Source organism: Mesorhizobium sp. Root552 (assembly GCF_001427285.1).
Taxonomy (GTDB): Bacteria; Pseudomonadota; Alphaproteobacteria; order Rhizobiales; family Rhizobiaceae; genus Mesorhizobium.
This window is the reverse complement of sequence record NZ_LMFV01000034.1, coordinates 135,797-154,349: the sequence shown is the minus strand read 5'-3', so window position 1 is coordinate 154,349 and position 18,553 is coordinate 135,797. Positions and strand designations below refer to the sequence as shown.

Annotated in this window: 18 protein-coding genes and 2 tRNA genes; 11 read left to right on the top strand and 9 right to left on the bottom strand. The window is 59.6% G+C overall.

Annotated elements, in window-relative coordinates; translation table 11 throughout:
• Positions 1-56 precede the first annotated feature (56 nt).
• Complete coding sequence (gene ndk / locus ASD50_RS14200; protein ID WP_056242473.1) at positions 57-479, bottom strand: nucleoside-diphosphate kinase; 423 nt, start codon at positions 477-479, stop codon at positions 57-59.
• Positions 480-615: 136 nt separating this feature from the next.
• On the opposite strand from ndk, the gene ASD50_RS14195 reads away from it, so the two are divergent.
• The 4 genes from ASD50_RS14195 to ASD50_RS14180 all read left to right on the top strand — a co-directional run bounded on the left by ASD50_RS14195 (position 616) and on the right by ASD50_RS14180 (position 6,181).
• Positions 616-1,128, top strand: coding sequence for a DinB family protein (locus ASD50_RS14195; protein WP_056242471.1), 513 nt, complete (start codon positions 616-618; stop codon positions 1,126-1,128).
• Positions 1,129-1,200: 72 nt separating this feature from the next.
• A complete protein-coding gene (locus ASD50_RS14190; RefSeq protein WP_056242594.1) occupies positions 1,201-3,078 on the top strand; it encodes an ABC-F family ATP-binding cassette domain-containing protein in 1,878 nt (625 codons plus the stop codon).
• Positions 3,079-3,591: 513 nt separating this feature from the next.
• On the top strand, positions 3,592-3,906 hold the full coding sequence (locus tag ASD50_RS14185; protein WP_056242459.1) for a hypothetical protein: 315 nt from the start codon (positions 3,592-3,594) through the stop codon (positions 3,904-3,906).
• A gap of 166 nt (positions 3,907-4,072) precedes the next feature.
• A complete protein-coding gene (locus tag ASD50_RS14180; protein ID WP_056242457.1) occupies positions 4,073-6,181 on the top strand; it encodes a molybdopterin-dependent oxidoreductase in 2,109 nt (702 codons plus the stop codon).
• 14 nt (positions 6,182-6,195) lie between these two features.
• On the opposite strand, the gene ASD50_RS14175 is transcribed toward ASD50_RS14180, so the two are convergent.
• The 3 genes from ASD50_RS14175 to purM are packed head-to-tail and all read right to left on the bottom strand — an operon-like array spanning position 6,196 to position 8,500.
• Positions 6,196-6,714 carry a SixA phosphatase family protein gene (locus tag ASD50_RS14175; RefSeq protein ID WP_056242454.1) on the bottom strand — a complete coding sequence of 173 codons (519 nt, stop codon included), beginning with the start codon at positions 6,712-6,714 and terminating at the stop codon, positions 6,196-6,198.
• An 11-nt stretch (positions 6,715-6,725) separates the two neighbouring features.
• Positions 6,726-7,439 (bottom strand): phosphoribosylglycinamide formyltransferase, encoded by a 714-nt coding sequence (purN, locus tag ASD50_RS14170; protein WP_056242451.1) that lies wholly within the window; start codon positions 7,437-7,439, stop codon positions 6,726-6,728.
• Positions 7,436-8,500 carry a phosphoribosylformylglycinamidine cyclo-ligase gene (purM, locus tag ASD50_RS14165; RefSeq protein WP_056242447.1) on the bottom strand — a complete coding sequence of 355 codons (1,065 nt, stop codon included), beginning with the start codon at positions 8,498-8,500 and terminating at the stop codon, positions 7,436-7,438. Before purM ends, purN begins: the two co-directional genes overlap by 4 nt.
• Before the next feature lie 178 nt (positions 8,501-8,678).
• Here purM and ASD50_RS14160 point away from each other — a divergent pair, with 178 nt between their 5' ends.
• Genes ASD50_RS14160 through hdaA form a run of 3 tightly spaced genes read left to right on the top strand, consistent with a single transcriptional unit; the run spans position 8,679 to position 11,091 of the window.
• Positions 8,679-9,236, top strand: coding sequence for a CDP-alcohol phosphatidyltransferase family protein (locus tag ASD50_RS14160; protein ID WP_056242445.1), 558 nt, complete (start codon positions 8,679-8,681; stop codon positions 9,234-9,236).
• Positions 9,208-10,383, top strand: coding sequence for an AI-2E family transporter (locus ASD50_RS14155; protein ID WP_056242442.1), 1,176 nt, complete (start codon positions 9,208-9,210; stop codon positions 10,381-10,383). The genes ASD50_RS14160 and ASD50_RS14155 overlap by 29 nt, the downstream gene beginning before the upstream one ends.
• 6 nt (positions 10,384-10,389) lie before the next feature.
• Positions 10,390-11,091: a DnaA regulatory inactivator HdaA gene (gene hdaA / locus ASD50_RS14150; RefSeq protein ID WP_056242440.1), complete on the top strand. Its 702-nt coding sequence runs from the start codon at positions 10,390-10,392 to the stop codon at positions 11,089-11,091.
• A 53-nt stretch (positions 11,092-11,144) separates the two neighbouring features.
• Here the strand turns inward: hdaA and yghX are convergent, their stop codons facing one another.
• The 3 genes from yghX to ASD50_RS14135 form a co-directional block, all read right to left on the bottom strand.
• A complete protein-coding gene (yghX, locus tag ASD50_RS14145; RefSeq protein WP_056242593.1) occupies positions 11,145-12,032 on the bottom strand; it encodes a YghX family hydrolase in 888 nt (295 codons plus the stop codon).
• Positions 12,033-12,467: 435 nt separating this feature from the next.
• Positions 12,468-12,544: transfer RNA gene (locus ASD50_RS14140), tRNA-Arg, on the bottom strand.
• Between the two features lie 45 nt (positions 12,545-12,589).
• Positions 12,590-12,895: an ETC complex I subunit gene (locus ASD50_RS14135; protein ID WP_056242437.1), complete on the bottom strand. Its 306-nt coding sequence runs from the start codon at positions 12,893-12,895 to the stop codon at positions 12,590-12,592.
• A 129-nt stretch (positions 12,896-13,024) separates the two neighbouring features.
• Between ASD50_RS14135 and ASD50_RS14130 the strand changes: the two genes are divergently transcribed.
• A tRNA-Pro gene (locus ASD50_RS14130) sits at positions 13,025-13,101 on the top strand.
• Between the two features lie 82 nt (positions 13,102-13,183).
• Here ASD50_RS14130 and ASD50_RS23520 read toward each other — a convergent pair.
• Together ASD50_RS23520 and ASD50_RS14125 are read right to left on the bottom strand one after the other, a co-directional pair.
• Positions 13,184-13,333: a hypothetical protein gene (locus ASD50_RS23520; protein ID WP_164480444.1), complete on the bottom strand. Its 150-nt coding sequence runs from the start codon at positions 13,331-13,333 to the stop codon at positions 13,184-13,186.
• A 119-nt stretch (positions 13,334-13,452) separates the two neighbouring features.
• Positions 13,453-14,622: a cystathionine beta-lyase gene (locus ASD50_RS14125; RefSeq protein ID WP_056242434.1), complete on the bottom strand. Its 1,170-nt coding sequence runs from the start codon at positions 14,620-14,622 to the stop codon at positions 13,453-13,455.
• Positions 14,623-15,066: 444 nt separating this feature from the next.
• On the opposite strand from ASD50_RS14125, the gene ASD50_RS14115 reads away from it, so the two are divergent.
• The 3 genes from ASD50_RS14115 (at position 15,067) to ASD50_RS14105 (ending at position 18,543) form a co-directional block, all read left to right on the top strand.
• Positions 15,067-16,095 carry an amino acid ABC transporter substrate-binding protein gene (locus ASD50_RS14115; RefSeq protein ID WP_056242427.1) on the top strand — a complete coding sequence of 343 codons (1,029 nt, stop codon included), beginning with the start codon at positions 15,067-15,069 and terminating at the stop codon, positions 16,093-16,095.
• Between the two features lie 99 nt (positions 16,096-16,194).
• Positions 16,195-17,379 carry an amino acid ABC transporter permease gene (locus ASD50_RS14110; RefSeq protein WP_056242424.1) on the top strand — a complete coding sequence of 395 codons (1,185 nt, stop codon included), beginning with the start codon at positions 16,195-16,197 and terminating at the stop codon, positions 17,377-17,379.
• Between the two features lie 3 nt (positions 17,380-17,382).
• Positions 17,383-18,543 carry an amino acid ABC transporter permease gene (locus tag ASD50_RS14105; protein ID WP_056242421.1) on the top strand — a complete coding sequence of 387 codons (1,161 nt, stop codon included), beginning with the start codon at positions 17,383-17,385 and terminating at the stop codon, positions 18,541-18,543.
• Positions 18,544-18,553 lie beyond the last annotated feature (10 nt).

Here is an 18,553-nt window from a genome sequence, read left to right as displayed (position 1 = left end):
ATTTTATGCATGTCTCCCGAAACCGGTTCCCATTTTCGGGAAACATGCATTGAAACTCAGCCGACGACTTCGGTGTCGGAGAACCAGTAGCGGATTTCCTGCGCGGCGGTTTCGGGCGCATCCGAGCCGTGCACCGAGTTTTCGCCGATCGACAGCGCGTGAACCTTGCGGATGGTGCCTTCCGCAGCCTGGGCCGGGTTGGTTGCGCCCATCACTTCGCGGTTCTTGGCAATGGCGTTCTCACCTTCCAGAACCTGCACGATGGTTGGGGCAGACGACATGAACTCCACCAGTTCGCCGAAGAAGGGGCGATCCTTGTGGACGGCGTAGAAGCCTTCCGCCTCGCGGCGGCTCATCCACACACGCCGCGATGCGACGACGCGCAGGCCGGCATCCTCCAGCATCTTGGTGATGGCGCCGGTCAGGTTGCGGCGGGTGGCATCCGGCTTGATCATCGAAAAGGTGCGTTCGAGCGCCATTTGGTCGTCCTTGTGATTTTGGATTGATTGGTGGCGGCTCTATACAGGCCGCCCGCACCCTTGCCAAGGGGAGCCGCGATGCCTACGGGTTGCCTGATGCCGCCACCATCGCGGGCAGGCACATGCGGGGCGAGTGATGAAACGACACTTCATGATGTTTGCGGCCTACAACCAGTGGGCCAACAGCCGCATCTACGAGGCCGCAGCCGATCTCACTGAAGACGAGTTCAGCCGCGACACCGGTGCCTTTTTCGGCTCGCTCATGGGCACGCTCAACCACATCCTCGTCGCCGACCGCATCTGGATGAAGCGCTTCACCGGCCAGGGCGATGCCCCCGCCAAGCTGGACACCATTATCCACAAGGCGCTTCCGGCGCTGCGCGCCGCGCGCGAAGCGGAAGACAAGCGCATTGTCGATTGGGTGGGCGGCCTGTCGGACAAGGCGCTGGCCGGGCGCTTTTCCTACATGACCGTCACCGACATGCGCACCATTTCGCAGCGCCTGTCGCCGGCGCTCGGCCATCTGTTCAACCACCAGACCCATCATCGCGGACAGGCGCACATGATCCTGACGGTGCTTGGCCGCCCCTCGGTGTCGCTCGACCTCATCTATTTCCAGCGCACGGAGGAGGGCAGGGCGTTCGCCTGATACGCTGCCTCGGAAAGGCTTTGACACTGGCGGGGCTTGCGCTTCGCCTCAGGCTCGGCCAAAAGCGCGGCCATGCTGACCATCAATGATCTTACACTGCGCATTGCAGGGCGCCTGCTCCTCGACCACGCTTCGCTGGCCCTACCGGCGGGCGCGAAGGCGGGCCTCGTCGGCCGCAACGGCACCGGCAAGACGACCCTGTTCAAGGCCGTCACCGGAGACTTCCCGTCCGAGACCGGCTCCATCGACCTGCCGCGCAACACCCGCATCGGCCAGGTGGCGCAGGAAGCGCCCGGCACCGAGGAGCCGCTGATCGAGATCGTGCTGAAAGCCGACAAGGAGCGCGCAGCACTTCTGGAGGAAGAAAAGACCGCGACGGACCCGAACCGCATCGCCGAAATCCATATCCGTCTCGCCGACATCGATGCGCACTCGGCCGAGTCGCGCGCCGCCACCATCCTTGCCGGTCTCGGCTTCGATGACGATGCGCAGAAGCGTCCGGCCTCCTCGTTCTCCGGCGGCTGGCGCATGCGCGTTGCGCTTGCGGCAGTTCTGTTTTCCGAGCCCGATCTCCTGCTGCTCGACGAGCCGACCAACTATCTCGATCTCGAAGGCACGCTGTGGCTGGAGAACTATGTCGCGAAATATCCGCACACGGTCCTGCTCATCTCGCACGACCGCGACCTGTTGAACCGCGCCGTCAACTCCATCGTCCATCTCGACCAGAAGAAGCTGACCTTCTGGCGCGGCGGCTACGACCAGTTCGAGCGGCAGTGGACCGAGCAGCGCGAGCTTCAGGAAAAGGGCCGTGTCAAGCAGGAAGCCGCACGCAAGCACCTGCAATCCTTCGTGGACCGTTTCCGGGCCAAGGCTTCAAAGGCGCGTCAGGCCCAGTCGCGCATCAAGGCGCTGGAAAAGATGAAGCCGATCGCGGCCTTGGTGGATGACACGGTGCGCCCGTTCTCGTTCCCCGAACCGGTCAAGACGGTTGCTTCCCCCATCATTGCCCTGTCGGGCGTCAATGTCGGCTATCAGCCCGGTGCGCCGGTGCTGAAGAAGATGAACCTGCGCATCGATGCCGATGACCGCATCGCCCTGCTTGGCGCCAATGGCAACGGCAAGTCCACCTTCGCCAAGCTGCTTTCCGGCCGCCTGAAGGCTGAAGCCGGCACCGTGACCGTTGCACCCGGTCTCAAGGTCGCGATCTTCGCCCAGCACCAGTTGGACGATCTTCGCCCCGACGAAAACGCCTATGAGCATGTTCGCCGGCTGATGCCGGAAGCGCCGGAATCGAAGGTGAGGGCGCGTGTCGCCCAATTCGGCCTCGCCACCGAAAAGATGAACACGGTCGCGAAAGACCTGTCCGGTGGCGAAAAGGCCCGGCTTCTGATGGGGCTTGCCGCCTTCGACGGACCGAATCTTTTTATTCTCGACGAACCGACCAACCACCTCGACATCGATTCGCGCGAGGCGCTGGTCCATGCGCTGAACGAGTTTCCGGGCGCCGTTATCGTCATCTCGCACGACCGTCACTTGCTGGAAGCGACCGTCGACCGCCTCTGGCTGGTCAAGGAAGGCACCGTCAATCCCTATGACGGCGATCTTGACGACTACAAGACGCTGGTCACCGGCGTTTCCGCCAACAGCCGCGAACGGCGCGAAGCCGAAAAGGCGTCCAAGGCCGACAGGCGTCGCGAGGCTGCCGCCCGCCGCGCCGCGTTCGAGCCGCTGGCAAAGGAAATCCGCGCCACCGAGGCGTTGATGGACCGACTGCGCAAGCGCATTGATACCATCGAGGATCAGCTTGCCGATCCGGCGCTTTATGAAAAAGACCCGGTCGGGGCGACACGGCTAGCCAAGGAACGGTCCGATCTCTCCGGCCAGCTTGGCCGCCACGAGGAAAAGTGGCTGGAAATGTCTGCCGAGTACGAGCAAGGCATCGCCGAGTAGGGGTGTCCGGCGCAACGCTGACGCCTTCCTCTCCCCGTTCTTCACGGGGAGAGGGTAAGGGTGAGGGGCAGCGCCTACCTTTCTAGATATGGATCGAGTTACCTCGCTTCCTCCTCCAACCCCTTGATCTTGCTCACTTCCTACAAAATCTTTCATCTCATTTATCCCCACCCTCCGTACCTCTCTCATAATCTGCTCACTGCCTTCGCGGGAGACCTGGTCCGGACCGGGGATCAGGAGAGGGTGCCGGGCTGGTCGTCTGCGGTAGGCGACTGGGTGATGAACCCCTAAGTCCGGCCCTCGAACCGGGCGCAGTGTTGCCCGCGGAGCCTGTCCTTTGGACGGTCTGCGGCATGGCCGGCGCGTCGGTTGAGGGAAGCCACCGGACGGGCGGTCGCAAGGCCGCACCAAACTACCAAACGAGCGACCGAACGGCCGCCCGTCCTCCCGACTTGTCATCGGCCCGGACGTTTTGCGTCGCGGGAACAAGCAACTGTATCCTGAGGAAACGCGATGGGCAGCAGATCGAGAAACAAACAACCTGTAGTCACGGCCAGTGAAATCGCTTCTGAACCGCACGACGACACCTATCGTTCCGCCATTGCCTTCATGGCGCGCTCGCTGGTCGCCGACCTGTTCGGCCAGCACGAAACCTGCACGCGCCGTGAATGCCGCCTGGCGGGCCGTTGTCAGGGATACATGCAGGGCGGCTTTTGCCCGGTCGAAATGGACAATCGGCAAGCTTTCCTGTTCGCCGGAATGATGGCTTTCCACGATGTCCTGCGCGGCGAAATCGACGGCTTCCAGCGGAGCGACGCCGCGCCTTAGTGCATGTCTCCCGAAAGTGGGAACCGGTTTCGGGACAAAGACATGCATAAAATCAAGGAGCTAAAGCGTGTGAAGCGAATCTGGAAGATCGCGACACGCTTTAGGATCAAACCCTTGAACTTATTGCCCCTACAAGGCTGTCCGGAACGGCGCTATACGATGGTGCATGAACCAGCATACCAAACTTCGGTTGGGCCATTCGGCCTGCCCGCATGACTGCCCCTCCACTTGCGCGCTCGACGTCGAGTTGCTCGGCCCCGACCGTATCGGGCGCATTCATGGGGCGAAGGACAACAGCTACACCGCCGGCGTCGTTTGCGCCAAGGTGGCGCGCTACGCCGACCGCATCCACCATCCGGACCGTCTTTTGAAGCCGCTCGTGCGCGCGGGGTCCAAGGGCGACGGAAACTGGAAGGTGGCGAGCTGGGAAGCCGCGCTGGATCTCGTCGCCGAGAAGTTCGATGCGGCGGAAGCAAAGTACGGCTCGGAAACGGTGTGGCCCTATTTCTACGCCGGCACGATGGGGCTGGTGCAGCGAGACGGAATCGAACGGCTTCGTCACGCCAAGAAATATTCCGGTTTCTTCGGCTCGATTTGCACCAATCTGGCGTGGACCGGCTGGATGATGGGCGCCGGTGCATTGCGCGGACCCGACCCGCGCGAAATGGCGAAGTCCGATTGCGTCGTCATCTGGGGCACCAATGCCGTCGTCACCCAGGTCAATGTGATGACCCATGCCATCAAGGCCCGCAAGGAACGCGGCGCGAAGATCGTGGTCATCGACGTCTATGAGAACGCGACAATGAAGCAGGCCGACGTCGGCCTGATCGTCAAGCCCGGCACCGATGCCGCGCTTGCCTGCGCGGTCATGCACGTCCTGTTCAAGGAAGGCATGGCGGATCGGCCATATCTGGAAGAATACACCGATGACTCCCGCGGGCTCGAGGCGCATCTTGCCACCCGTACGCCGGAATGGGCATCGGCTATTACCGGCCTTTCGGTCGAGGAGATTGTCTCCTTCGCTCGGCTGGTTGGCACAACCAAGCGTACCTTTTTCCGTCTCGGCTACGGGTTTTCGCGACAGCGCAACGGCTCGGTCAACATGCACGCGGCGTCCTGCATCGCCGCTGTCACCGGCTGCTGGAAATACGAGGGTGGCGGCGCTTTCCATGCCAATTCCGGCATCTACAAGCTCAACACGGAATTGCTTGAAGGTACGCGCATGCGCGACCTCAATATCCGCTATCTCGACCATTCGCGCATCGGGCCTGTGCTGACCGGTGCCGAGGATGCGCTCTACGGCGGCCCCCCGGTCACGGCCATGCTGATCCAGAACACCAATCCGGCCAATGTCGCGCCGGAACAGCGGCTGGTCAGGCGCGGCATGTTGCGCGACGACCTTTTCATGTGCGTGCACGAGCAGTTCATGACCGACACGGCCCAGCTTGCCGATGTCGTCCTGCCCGCCACCATGTTCCTGGAGCACGACGATATCTACAAGGGTGGCGGCAACCAGCACCTAACGCTGGGTCCGAAGCTCGTCGATGCGCCGCCCGGTCCGCGCACCAACCACTTCGTCATCGAAGAATTGGCCAAGCGCCTCGGCGTGGCGGACCGGCCAGGCTTCGGCATGACCGAGCGCGAGCATATCGACGTCATCCTGTCCAAGCGGGGGCTGGGTACGTTCGCCACCTTCAGGGAAGAGAAATGGGCCGACCTGCAGCCGGCCTTCGAGGATGCGCATTTCCTCAACGGGTTCGGGCACGCTGACAAGAAGTTCCGTTTCAAGCCGAACTGGACGGGACAGTCCGCGCCCAACAGGCCGCCGCGCTCGATGGGGGTGTTCGGTCCGCATGAGCGCCTGCCGGAATTTCCCGACCATGTCGATCTGATCGAGGTTGCGGACGAGGAGCATCCGTTCCGGCTCGCCACTTCGCCGGCCCGCAATTTCCTCAATTCGAGCTTTACCGAAACGCCGGTGTCGAAAGCCAGGGAAGGGCGGCCGCAACTGCTCATCCACTCACAGGACGCGGCCATGTTCGGCCTGTCGGACGGCGATCGCGTCGAGATCGGCAACAGGCGCGGCGAAGTCGTCCTTCACGCCAAGCTGTTCGATGGCGTCAGGCGTGGCGTCGTCATTGCCGAAGGCATCTGGCCGAACGGTGCGCATGAGCGCGGCGAGGGCATCAATGTGCTCACCGGGTCGGACGCGCCGGCTCCCTATGGCGGAGCGCCGGTTCACGACAACAAGGTATGGGTGAGGGCGGCGGCCTAGCGCGGCAAGGAGAATTATTCGAAGTCCTTGGGGCGCAGGAAATGAGTCAGCTCCGCCGAGGCGGCAGCAAGGTTTGCCCACCTCTCCTGCGTGTGGAAACGGACCAGTCCTGCGGTCGGAAACTTGCGCGACATCGTTCGCAGCGCCGTTGGTTCCGATGTGGCCGACGCCAGTTGCATGGCCAGCATTTCCAGCCCCGGATTGTGGCCGATCACCAGAAGCGATTGGACTGCGCTTCCGGTCTTGCGGATTTCGGCCAGTATCCGTTCAGGCCGCGCCTCGTAAATGGCATCGGAGAACTCGAAAACGCAAGAATTCTTCGGCCATTGCGACACGACGCATTCCCAGGTCTGGCGGGTGCGTATCGCTGCGGAAACGATCGCCAGGTCCGGGATCCAGTCGCGGCTGGCCATCTCCTTGCCCATGCGCCGCGCCGCCTTCCTCCCGCGCAGCGCAAGCGGCCGCGAGAAATCGGGGAGCGCCGGATTGTCCCAACTCGACTTGCCGTGGCGGAGCAGGAACAATTGCCTCATCTAAAGACCGCTCAGGGAGTGAAACGAGCCAATGCTTCGAGGTCGACATCGTCGCGCAGTGCCCCAGGCGACATGATGGCCTGGTCGCCATTCTCGACCATTCTGCTCGTGGCCGAAAATACTGACTTCCCGTCGGCCATGCTGACCTTGCCTTCCGCCACCAGCTTCAGCGCGAGCGCATAAAGGCCATGCTCAGCCTTCAGCACACGTGCCGCAAGCGATGTCTCATCGTCGCCAGTAAGCACCGGAACCGCCGCCTGTGCAATAATAGGCCCGCCGTCCATGTCGGGCGTCACGAAATGCACAGTGCAGCCATGTATGCGCATGCCTGCGTCCAGTGCGCGGTTGTGCGTATCCAGCCCTTTGAAGGCAGGCAACAGGGCAGGGTGGATGTTGATCATCCGACCGGCCCATTTCTCCACGAACGGCGTCGTCAGCAACCGCATGTACCCTGCGAGCGCAACGATCTCCGCTCCGAACGAAGACAAAGCCTCGTCGATGGCGCCGTCATGCGCATCCTTGCTCGCATGGTCGGAACGCGTGATCGCGCGCGTGGGGATGCCACGCGCCGCTGCAATGCCAAGGCCCGGCACATCCGGCTTGTCCGAGATCACGCCGACGATCTCGGCGGGATAGGCCGGATCGGAAGCGGCTTCGATCAGCGCCGCCATGTTGGAACCACGCCCGGAGATCAGGACAACTGTCCGTTTACGCAGGAGGCTCATAGGTCAAGGGATCCGCGATATATGACGCCGGTGTCGCGGCGCGGCACGATGCGGCCTACCGACATTACCGTTTCGCCCGCCTCCTGTAGCACGGCAGCGACTTGCGCCGCCTGGCCGGACGCAACCACGATGACCATGCCGATGCCGCAGTTGAAGGTCCGCATCATTTCGTCCGGCGCGACATTGCCGGTCTTGGCCAACCAGGTGAAAACCGGTGGCACGTCGATTGCGTCGAGATCGAGCTCGGCCGAGAAATCCTTCGGCAGCACGCGCGGAATATTGTCGGGGAAACCGCCGCCGGTGATATGGGCGAGCGCCTTGATGCCGTGGGTGCCGCGGATCGCTTTCAGGATCGATTTTACATATATGCGGGTGGGCTCCAGCAGCGCTTCGCCGAGCGCCTCGCCATGTGCAAACGGCGCTTTGTCGGACCATGACAGACCGCTTTTCTCAACGATCCTGCGCACGAGAGAGAATCCGTTGGAGTGGACACCCGACGAGGCGAGGCCGAGCAGAACGTCGCCCTCGATGATATCGTCTGTCGGAAGAAGCTGGTCGCGCTCGGCGGCGCCGACGGCAAAACCCGCGAGGTCGTAGTCGTTGCCATGATACATGCCCGGCATCTCGGCCGTTTCGCCCCCGATAAGAGCACAGCCAGCCTGCCGGCAGCCGCGTGCAATGCCGCCGACGATTGCCGCGCCCTGTTCGGGATCGAGCTTGCCGGTGGCAAAGTAGTCGAGGAAGAACAGCGGTTCCGCGCCCTGGACAACGAGATCGTTGACGCACATTGCCACAAGGTCGATGCCGATCGTGTCGTGCTTGCCGGCGTCGATGGCAATCTTGAGCTTGGTGCCGACGCCGTCATTGGCGGCAACCAGAACCGGATCGGAGAAGCCTGCGGCCCTGAGGTCGAACAGGCCGCCAAAGCCGCCGATCTCGCCATCCGCACCCGGGCGGCGCGTGGCGCGCACGAGCGGCTTGATCTTTTCGACCATGAGATTGCCGGCGTCGATATCGACACCTGCCTCGGCGTAGGTCAGCCCAGTTTTGTGCTCGGCCATCGCTTTTCCCTTAACAATGCGGGCTCATCGCATGAACGGGTTCGTCCTGCAAGGCAAGTGGGCTTTCACACTATCACCAGCATGGGAAAAGAGTGAGTGGTTGGTCCAGGTGCTTGCCCGTCTTGCAGTTCAGCAGCACCTCGACCATTTATCGTCGTGATGAACCGATGAGAGCGACTTGACGATCCCGAACCTGATCACAATCCTACGTTTCCTGCTCGTTCCGGCCGTAGTATGGGCAATGCTGCTGGCGCGCTGGGACTGGGCCTTTGCAGGCTTCGTAATTGCCGGCGTCTCCGATGGTGTCGACGGCTTCATCGCGCGGCAGTTCAACCAGCGCTCCGAACTTGGCGCCTACCTTGATCCGATGGCCGACAAGATCCTGCTTGTGAGCGTTTTTGTCGTGCTTGGTTTTATCGGCGAATTACCGCTCTGGCTGGTCATTGCGGCGGTGACGCGTGATGGCCTGATCATCTGTGCGGTACTTTTGTCTACGGTCATCGGCAATCCCGTCGAAATGAAACCGTTGATGGTTTCAAAGGCGAATACCGCAATTCAGATTGTGCTGGCGGCGGTCGTTCTGGCGGAATTGACGTTTTCGACGATTTTTGGGCCGCTGCGCACGTCCCTTATATTCCTGTCCGGCCTCTTGACCGTGGCTTCCGCCGCGGCCTATCTCGTGGCTTGGCTGAGGCACATGAGCGGCTATGGCAAAAGCAGTACATCAGACAACTGACAATGAGGCTGCCGAAGCTGCCGCGTCGGCTGCGTTTCGGCGGCAATTGCGCTTCTGGCTCGTGGCCGCAATCGTATTTGCCATTTTTCTTTATGTTTTCAGCAGCATTCTGTTGCCGTTCGTGGCGGGCATGGTCCTTGCCTACTTCCTCGATCCGGTAGCCGACAGACTTCAGCGGCTTGGCCTGACGCGTGTCATGGCAACGGTCGTCATTCTGTTCGCGTTCATTGTCGTGCTGGTCCTCGCGCTGGTCCTGCTTATTCCGATACTGGCGTCGCAGATGGCAGATTTCGCCGGCAAGCTGCCCGAATACATGACGCGTCTGCAGTCGTTGGTCACGAGCTTCGACCCGCAATGGCTGGAGCGGCGGTTCGGCGTTGATGCGGCTGGCCTCAAAGACGGGCTGAATTCTCTGCTTACCTCCGGCTTCGGCTTGCTGACGACGGTGTTCCAGTCGATCTGGAGTTCGGGCGTCGCGCTCGTATCTGTCGTCAGCTTGTTCGTCGTCACCCCGGTGGTCGCATTTTACATGTTGCTTGACTGGGACCGGATGGTGGGGAAGGTCGATAGCTGGGTGCCACGCGACCATGTCGAAACCGTTCGCGCCATCTTTGCCGATATCAACACGGCGACTGCCGGGTTCGTGCGCGGCCAGGGCACACTGTGCCTGATTCTAGGGGCGATCTATGCCGTCGGCCTGACCATCACGGGGCTGAATTTTGGCATCCTGATCGGCCTTTTTGCTGGTCTCATCAGCTTCATCCCCTATGTCGGGTCGCTGACCGGTCTGGTATTGGCCGTTGGCGTGGCCTTCGTCCAGTTCTGGCCGGACTGGCTGATGATCGTGGCTGTGGTAGGTGTCTTCTTTGTCGGTCAATTCATCGAAGGCAACATTCTGCAACCGAAGCTGGTCGGCAAGAGCGTCGGCTTGCATCCGGTCTGGCTGATGTTTTCATTGTTTGCCTTTGGCGCCTTATTCGGTTTCGTCGGCTTGCTGATCGCTGTGCCTGCTTCGGCTGCCATCGCCGTGATTGTCCGCTTTGTGATCTCCCGTTACCTCGACTCGCCCTTGTACAAGGGACACAGAGTTGACCCCGCTGCTTCGGCTCCGGTTCGCAGCCGCGGAACTCCCGACGTGAACGCCTGAGGCGGCATGGCTACCCCTCTGGAGAAGCCCCGTCAGTTGCCGCTCGATCTCGGCCATGGAACCGGCTATTCGCGTGACGACCTCGTCGTCTCATCGTCGAACGAGCAAGCGGTTTCCTTGGTGGATTGCTGGCCGGACTGGCCGTCAGCCGTAGTAGTCCTCGCCGGGCCTGCTGGTTCCGGCAAAACACATTTGGCGGAAATCTGGCGAGGTGTGGCAAATGCCGTACCTATCGATCCTGCTCGGATTGGCGACTCGATCTCGAAGCTTGGCGATCGACCAGCCGTGATCGACAACGCCGACAGTGTCTCAATGGATGAAAATGGCCTGTTTCACCTCATCAATGAGGTGCGTACTGCAGGTTCCCATCTCCTGTTGACCGCACGCCGCTTTCCCTCAGCCTGGAACGTAACTTTGCCCGATCTCGTTTCGCGGCTGAAGGCAGCAGCGACGGTTGAAATTCACGAACCGGACGATCCACTCTTGACGGGCGTGATCACCAAGCTCTTTGCTGATCGCCAGGTCGAGGTGGAACCGCATGTCGTGCAGTATCTGGTCCGCCGCATAGAGCGTTCGCTTGCAACTGCGATGCGTGTTGTGGACAGGCTTGATCGTGTGGCGCTGGAACAGCAAAGCCGCATCACTCGCGCCCTTGCAGCCGAAGCCATCAGCGCGATGGATGAAGGCCAGCGTGAGTTCGACCTTTAGCGATTTTTCGCTTTGTCATCACTTTCGGCCAGTAACATCTGCCCAGGCCGATATCAGGCGAGATGACGCTTGAACCACTCGACGGTTCGGTCCCATGCAAGCTTGGCAGCGGCCTCGTCGTAGCGGGGCGTTGAATCGTTGTGGAATCCGTGGTTCACGCCGGGGTAGACGTAGGCTTCATATTCCTTGCCGGCCGCCTTGAGCGCCGTTTCGTAAGCCGGCCACCCCTCATTGATGCGCGTATCGAGTTCTGCGTAGTGGATCAGAAGCGGTGCGGTTATACGCGGCACATCTTCGGATCTCGGTTGGCGGCCGTAAAAAGGGACAGCCGCGCCCAATTCGGGATAAGCCACGGCTGCGGCATTAGCGACACCTCCGCCGTAACAGAAGCCGGTTATGCCGACTTTGCCGGTGGTTGACTCGCTCTTCATGAGAAATTCGACAGCCGCGAAAAAGTCATTCATGAGCTTTTCGGGGTCGACCTGCTGCTGCAACTCACGGCCTTTGTCATCGTTCCCTGGATAACCACCCACTGAACTCAGGCCATCAGGAGCAAGGGCAACAAAACCAGCCTTTGCAACGCGGCGTGCGACGTCTTCGATGTACGGATTAAGCCCTCGATTTTCATGCACAACGACGACGCCCGGTACAGGGCCGGTTACTGTTGCAGGTTTCACCAAATAGGCGCGAATCTTTCCATTCCCTTTGGGCGAACCGAAGGTGATGTACTCCGCAACGATGTCAGGGTCGGTGAATTCGACTTGTTGCGCCAATGCGTAATCAGGGCTCAAGGTGCTAAGAATGGCTGCCGCTGTGACGCCTCCTACAGCAAATTTCCCTGCACGATCGAGGAATTCGCGCTTCGTGATCCTGCCGTGAGCGTAATAATCATAGAGCTCCAGCAATTCCTGCGGAAAATCCTTTGCAGTCAGTCGCGACATCGCTTCCTCCGTGTCCTGTAGTTTCCGAGGGAACAGGATATGCCAGAGCGAGCGCATATGATGTTCACGATTTCGAAAGCTGGTTCTTGACGAAGAACAGGCGCACGGATTTTCCGGATGGCCAGACTTTGGATGCAACGGCCTCGATCCGCAAAAAAAGCCCCGCGGGAGCGGGGCATAGATGAGAATCTGAAGAATTGACCAACGAGCTTGGGGAGCCGGGGACGGCCAAGCCTTCAGCCGTTCGACCCGGGAGCCGAGACGGCGACTAAAATCTATCGAAGTTGGATGCTGGGGGCATTAGGCCATGACAGGAAAAAGATTTTCTCCACAATAATGATTGCCTTGCTCAGAATCGGCCATGTTTCGTTGAACGCTCGACTCGGAGCCGGAGTCCAGCTTTCATCAAGATATTACTATAACTCTTTGATTTATTGGCGATCCCGGCAGGATTCGAACCTGCGACCATCGGCTTAGAAGGCCGGTGCTCTATCCAGCTGAGCTACGGGACCGCTAACCAGCTGCCCTAGGGGCGGCCAGCGTTTGCCAAGGACACCTCAATGGGTCCAAGGCGTGCGGCGGTCATAGCGGAAATTGTCGGAATAGGAAATCTGCCGACGCCTCGATTCCTTCGGTTCTTCAACCCGATACGCAAGGCCTTGGCTTTCCGCGTAGGCAACGGCTTCTTCGCGCGTTTCAAATGACAGCCTGATCTGGCTCTTCATGTCACCGGAAGTCGTATAGCCCATCAGGGGGTCGATCTTGGGAGGCTGCTCGGGATCGAACTCAAGCAGCCAATAGCCGGTTTTACCCTTGCCAGATTGCATCGCGGTCTTTGCTGGGCTGAAAATGCGCGCGGACATAAAAACCTCGTTGCTGCTTCGGCGCTTGCCGTTCTCGCGATTTGCTTACTGTGCAATGTGGGTTCCGGCAAGAGGACACGCTTTTGCACTTGCCATGCCACATCTAAATCAATAGGCAACACACGGCCTCGGAGTGTAGCGCAGCCTGGTAGCGCACCTGATTTGGGATCAGGGGGTCGCAGGTTCGAATCCTGCCACTCCGACCATCGATCTTCCCAAAATAGATATTTGCGGGCGACGCTGACTATATGGCTGCCCGTTCAAGCCAGGGCCAAGGCTGTTTCGATATCAGACGAAGACCATCAGAACGATCGCTCCGATGACGATCAGAACAAGGCCGCCTATCAGCATCGGCAGAAGCGTGTTCCCGGATTCGGCCCCACTGGCGGCTTCTGAAGTGGTTGTTACCGCCAGCCTTTTGCCCTCGGGGGTAGCCATGTCCTTCTCCTCCAGCACGGGGAATCCGTATCTCGGATTTCCTGATACCCTCCTTGAAGGGTTGTTCTTTGCGCTGGAGCAAACTTGGGGGCCGCAACTCCCCGACGCACGGGTAATGGTCAGATAGCGGCTGCGGCCTTGAGACCTCGCAGGATGTCTGCCTTCAGGTCCTCGATATCTTCGAGGCCGATCTGCAAACGGATCACTGGCCCCTCGTAAGGTCCCTTGGCTACGACACGGTCGCCCAGGAAAACAGGCACGGCAAGGCTTTCATAGCCGCCCCAGGAGTAGCCAAGCCCGAAAATCTCGAGAGCATCGAGAAATGCATGCGCATGGCTTTGGCCACCACCGGCAAGCACCACGGAAAAGATGCCGCTGGAGCCACCAAAATCTCGCTTCCACAAGGCATGGTCAGGATGGCTTGGCAGCGCCGGATGGAGAACACGCGCAACGCCGCTTTGTCTCTCCAACCACTGGGCGATGGCAAGCGCACTGCGCTGATGATGCTCCAGCCGCACGCCCATTGTGCGCAAGCCGCGCAGCACCTGATAAACGTCGTCTGGCCCGGCGCAGCAGCCAAGCGTGATGAACGCGTCGTGCAGGCGTTGCCAATGGGCCTCATTGGCCGAAACCGTTCCGAGCAGCACGTCGGAGTGGCCTCCGGGGTACTTGGTCGCTGCATGGATGGAGATATCGACACCGTGATCCAGCGGCTTGAAATAGAGCGGCGTTGCCCATGTGTTGTCCATCATGACAAGGGCGCCAGCAGAATGCGCGGCGTTCGCGATCGCGGAAATGTCCTGAATTTCGAAGGTGTTCGATGCAGGCGATTCAGTGAATACGATGCTGGTATTCGGCTTGATGAGCGCTGTGATCCTGGCGCCGATCCGAGGATCGTAGTAGTCGACCTCCATTCCAAGCCGTTTGAGCATGGTATCCGCGAAGTGGCGCGTTGGATGGTAGACCGAATCGACGATCAGAATATGCCGGCCTGTTTCGGCGAAAGCGAGCAACGGCACGGTGACCGCCGCGAGGCCCGAAGGCACCAGAATGGTACCTGCCGAGCCTTCAAGATCGTCGATGGCCGATGCGAGCGCGTCTGTGGTCGGTGTTCCGCGAGTGCCATAGGTATATTTTTGCGCTCTGCCGGCGAGGGTAGCGGCGTTAGGGAAGAGAACAGTTGAAGCGTGCACGACGGGCGGATTCACGAAGCCGTGATAGTCGCGCGGGTCGTTGCCAGAATGCGCGAGCCGCGTATTGATACCCAACGTCTTGTCGTTTTTCGCCATTATCTCAATCACCTGACGGGAAAGCTCAACGCATAAAGGCGCGACATCGGTGGTGCAACCGCCACCCGTCTGACAGGTGCCTGGATTTAGTGGGCCAAATCCGCGTGACGACACTGAGCGTTCCAATTGTATTCCGCTGCGGAAGGCGGCCGGCGACCCCAATTTGCCAATCGACCGGGGGCATCTTGCAGTCAAGGAAAACTTTATTCCCTTCCCGGATATCCTTGTATTTCAATGGTTTGCCACAATGCTCTTCGAAACTCGCCACCTTTCTGTCATTTTTCTTGACCTCACAGAAATAATCGCCTTCGATGCAGTTCGTGAATGGGAGAAAGGTTACGCGTCGATCTCGATGCCGTGTTCCGGGAGTGGGCCGGAACAGTGAGCCGCGTTCGCAAGAAAAAGTCGGGTTATGTCCCGAAGAACAGAAAAGGGTTTTGGGTTATGAAGCAACTGGCATTGGGTATCTTGAGCGCGGCGGCCTTCGGCATGGTGGCCACAGCGGCCTCCGCCGGCACGCTGGAAGACGTCAAGGCGAAGGGTTTTCTGCAGTGCGGCGTCAATACCGGTCTCGCAGGTTTTTCTGCGCCGAACGACAAGGGCGAGTGGACCGGCCTTGACGTCGACTTCTGCCGCGCTGTTGCCGCAGCAGTGTTTGGTGACGGCACCAAGGTGAAATTCACCGGCCTGAGCGCGAAGGATCGCTTCACCGCACTTCAGTCGGGCGAGGTCGACGTCCTGTCCCGCAACACCACCTGGACGGTCAATCGCGATACGGCACTCGGTCTCAACTTTGCCGGCGTGACCTACTATGACGGCCAGGGCTTCATGATCAACGCCAAGAAGCTGCCTGGCGTGAATTCAGCACTCCAGCTTTCGGGCGCCGCGGTCTGCGTCCAGGCCGGCACGACGACGGAACTCAATCTTGCCGACTACTTCAAGGCCAACAAGATGGAGTACAATCCGGTAGTCTTCGAGAAATTCGAGGAAGCCAACGCGGCCTATGACGCCGGTCGTTGCGACGCATACACGACCGACCAGTCAGGTCTCTATGCCGTTCGTCTGCAGATGTCGGCGCCCGACGACCATGTGGTGCTTCCCGAGATCATCTCGAAAGAGCCGCTTGGTCCTTCGGTTCGTCAGGGCGACGACAAGTGGTTCGATATCGTCAAGTGGACCTACTATGCGCTTTTGAACACGGAAGAGGCCGGCGTGACGCAGGCCAACGTCGATGAAATGAAGAATAGCGACAATCCCGATATCAAGCGCCTGCTGGGCACCGAAGCCGAAACCAAGATCGGCACCGACCTCGGCCTGAGCAATGACTGGGTCGTCAACATCGTCAAGGCCACCGGCAACTACGGTGAAATCTTCGAGCGTAACGTTGGCACGGGAAGCCCGCTCAAGATTTCCCGCGGCATCAATGCCCTGTGGACCAAGGGCGGCCTGCAGTACGGCATGCCAATTCGCTGATCTCAAGCTGGGCCGGAGAATTCGTTCTCCGGCCCTGATTGCCCCTCAAGCCATAACAAAAACAGGCTGTCGGGTTGAAGTCGCGGTAAGGGGAGCCATGTGGCACAAGAGGCAATTCACGAAGCGCCCGCAAGGGCGTCTTTGATCTATGACCCTAGGGTTCGTGGCATAGTCTTCCAGATAGTCCTGGTCGCGCTGCTGGTGGCGGGTATTTGGTGGGTCGTAGACAATACGATCGAAAATCTGCGCCGCTCCAATATTACGACCGGCTTTGCATTCCTGCGAGGGAGAGCCGGTTTTGATATCTCTGATCGTTTGATCGAGTATAGCTCGGATTCTTCTTACGGCCGCGCGCTTATCGTTGGTGTGCTGAATACCGCTGCCGTCGCTGCGGCCGGTATTGTAACAGCAACGATCCTTGGCTTCCTCGTCGGCGTCGGACGACTGTCGAACAATTGGTTGATCCGCAAGCTGGCGACGGCCTATGTCGAGCTTTTTCGGAATATTCCGCCGCTGCTGGTAATCTTGTTCTGGTATCAGGGCGTTTTGGCGCTTCTGCCCAGCGTGCGCGACAGCGTTTCGCTGCCCCTGGGGTCTTATCTCAACAACCGTGGTTTTTACTTCCCGCGTTTCGTATGGGAGCAAGGAGCGTGGCTTATCCTTGCCGGATTGGTCACTGCGGTCGCACTAAGCTGGTACGTCGCACGACGTGCCAGGATGCGTCAGATGGCGACCGGCAAACAGTTTCCGGTGCTTCTTACCAGCATCGCCCTTATAGTTGGTCTGCCGTTGCTGGGTTTCTTGATAAGCGGCTTGCCGGTATCAATCGATTTTCCGCAAAAGGGCACGTTTAATCTAACAGGCGGGATGAACGTCAAGCCGGAGTTCCTGTCACTCTACCTGGCGCTGTCATTCTATACTGCCGCATTTATCGCTGAAATCGTGCGTGCCGGCATCATGGGGGTTCCGCGCGGTCAGACGGAAGCTTATTCGGCCCTAGGCCTGCGCTCGAATCTCGGACTTAGGTTGGTGGTCATACCGCAGGCCATGCGTATCATCATTCCGCCGCTGACCAGTCAATACCTCAACCTGACCAAGAATTCCTCGCTTGCCGTCGCAATAGGCTACCCCGATCTCTATGCGATCGGCGGCACGATCCTCAATCAAACGGGACAAGCGATCGAGGTGGTCGTCATCTTCATGGTGGTCTACCTTAGCATCAGCATCATCACCTCAATTCTCATGAACTGGTTCAACACCAAAATGGCGTTGAAGGAGAGGTGACCCATGCAAGAACATGACATGTCATGGGTGCGCACCGAAATGGCATTGGCTCAGGCCGCGCCGCGCTCTCAGGTTGGGTTTGGGGCGTGGGTTCGCAAAAACCTGTTCTCGACACCGTTCGATGCTGCTCTGTCGTTGCTGGCGATTCTTGCCCTTGCCTGGTCGGTCCCGCATATCCTGAACTGGCTTTTCCTGGATGCAGTCTGGACTGGTGCTGACAGAACGGCTTGCTTAACTACAGAGCAGGGCGGTCAACTTCCTGCGGGATGGAGCGGAGCCTGCTGGCCGTTCGTCAGTGGACGATTTGGCCAGTTCATGTTTGGCCGGTATCCGCTTGAAGAGCGCTGGCGGGTTGTCCTGACTGGTATTCTATTCATAGCTCTTTTGGCTCCCCTCCTTATTCCAAAGGTTCCATACAAAGGACTGAACGCCATTTTGTTTTTTGGCGTTTTTCCGTTTGTGGCCTTCTTCTTGCTGGTCGGTGGCGTCTTCGGCCTGCGCTATGTGGAAACGCCCCTCTGGGGCGGCCTCATGGTTACCTTGGTGATCTCCTATGTGGGCATCGTCGTATCTTTGCCGCTTGGAATACTACTCGCCATGGGGCGGCGCTCGAAGATGCCGATCGTCAAGCTGCTTTCGGTAATCTTCATCGAAGCCGTACGCGGCGTCCCGCTGGTCACGGTGCTTTTCATGGCCAGCTTCATGCTGCCTCTGTTCGTGCCTCCGGGCATGACCTTCGACAAGCTTTTGCGTGCGCTTATCGGCGTTGCGTTGTTTGCGTCTGCCTACATGGCCGAAGTGGTGCGTGGTGGTTTGCAGGCCATTCCGAAGGGGCAATATGAGGGTGCCGATTCGTTGGGGCTCGGCTACTGGCAGAAGATGGGTTTCATCATCATGCCCCAGGCCCTGAAGCTCGTGATACCCGGCATCGTCAATACGTTCATCGGCATGTTCAAGGACACGACGCTCGTCCTTATCATCTCGATGTTCGACCTGCTTGGCGTGGTGAAGCAAAATATCTCGGGCGACCCAACCTGGGCAACACCGCAGACTGCCAAGACAGGCTATGTGTTCGCCGCAGCCATCTTCTGGGTGTTCTGCTTCGGTATGTCTCGCTACTCCCAATATATGGAACGCCGGCTTGATACCGGTCATAAACGCTAGACAAAGGGGA

Coding starts and splice junctions, on each gene's coding strand:
- purM (WP_056242447.1), bottom strand. CDS start 8,500: ATGGCCGAGCACAAAACTGGGCTGACCTACGCCGAGGCAGGTGTCGAT.
- ASD50_RS14115 (WP_056242427.1), top strand. CDS start 15,067: ATGAAGCAACTGGCATTGGGTATCTTGAGCGCGGCGGCCTTCGGCATG.
- ndk (WP_056242473.1), bottom strand. CDS start 479: ATGGCGCTCGAACGCACCTTTTCGATGATCAAGCCGGATGCCACCCGC.
- ASD50_RS14135 (WP_056242437.1), bottom strand. CDS start 12,895: ATGTCCGCGCGCATTTTCAGCCCAGCAAAGACCGCGATGCAATCTGGC.
- ASD50_RS14190 (WP_056242594.1), top strand. CDS start 1,201: ATGCTGACCATCAATGATCTTACACTGCGCATTGCAGGGCGCCTGCTC.
- ASD50_RS14105 (WP_056242421.1), top strand. CDS start 17,383: ATGCAAGAACATGACATGTCATGGGTGCGCACCGAAATGGCATTGGCT.
- ASD50_RS14195 (WP_056242471.1), top strand. CDS start 616: ATGAAACGACACTTCATGATGTTTGCGGCCTACAACCAGTGGGCCAAC.
- ASD50_RS23520 (WP_164480444.1), bottom strand. CDS start 13,333: ATGGCTACCCCCGAGGGCAAAAGGCTGGCGGTAACAACCACTTCAGAA.
- ASD50_RS14180 (WP_056242457.1), top strand. CDS start 4,073: ATGAACCAGCATACCAAACTTCGGTTGGGCCATTCGGCCTGCCCGCAT.
- yghX (WP_056242593.1), bottom strand. CDS start 12,032: ATGTCGCGACTGACTGCAAAGGATTTTCCGCAGGAATTGCTGGAGCTC.
- ASD50_RS14185 (WP_056242459.1), top strand. CDS start 3,592: ATGGGCAGCAGATCGAGAAACAAACAACCTGTAGTCACGGCCAGTGAA.
- ASD50_RS14125 (WP_056242434.1), bottom strand. CDS start 14,622: ATGGCGAAAAACGACAAGACGTTGGGTATCAATACGCGGCTCGCGCAT.
- purN (WP_056242451.1), bottom strand. CDS start 7,439: ATGAGCCTCCTGCGTAAACGGACAGTTGTCCTGATCTCCGGGCGTGGT.
- ASD50_RS14175 (WP_056242454.1), bottom strand. CDS start 6,714: ATGAGGCAATTGTTCCTGCTCCGCCACGGCAAGTCGAGTTGGGACAAT.
- ASD50_RS14155 (WP_056242442.1), top strand. CDS start 9,208: ATGGCAAAAGCAGTACATCAGACAACTGACAATGAGGCTGCCGAAGCT.
- hdaA (WP_056242440.1), top strand. CDS start 10,390: ATGGCTACCCCTCTGGAGAAGCCCCGTCAGTTGCCGCTCGATCTCGGC.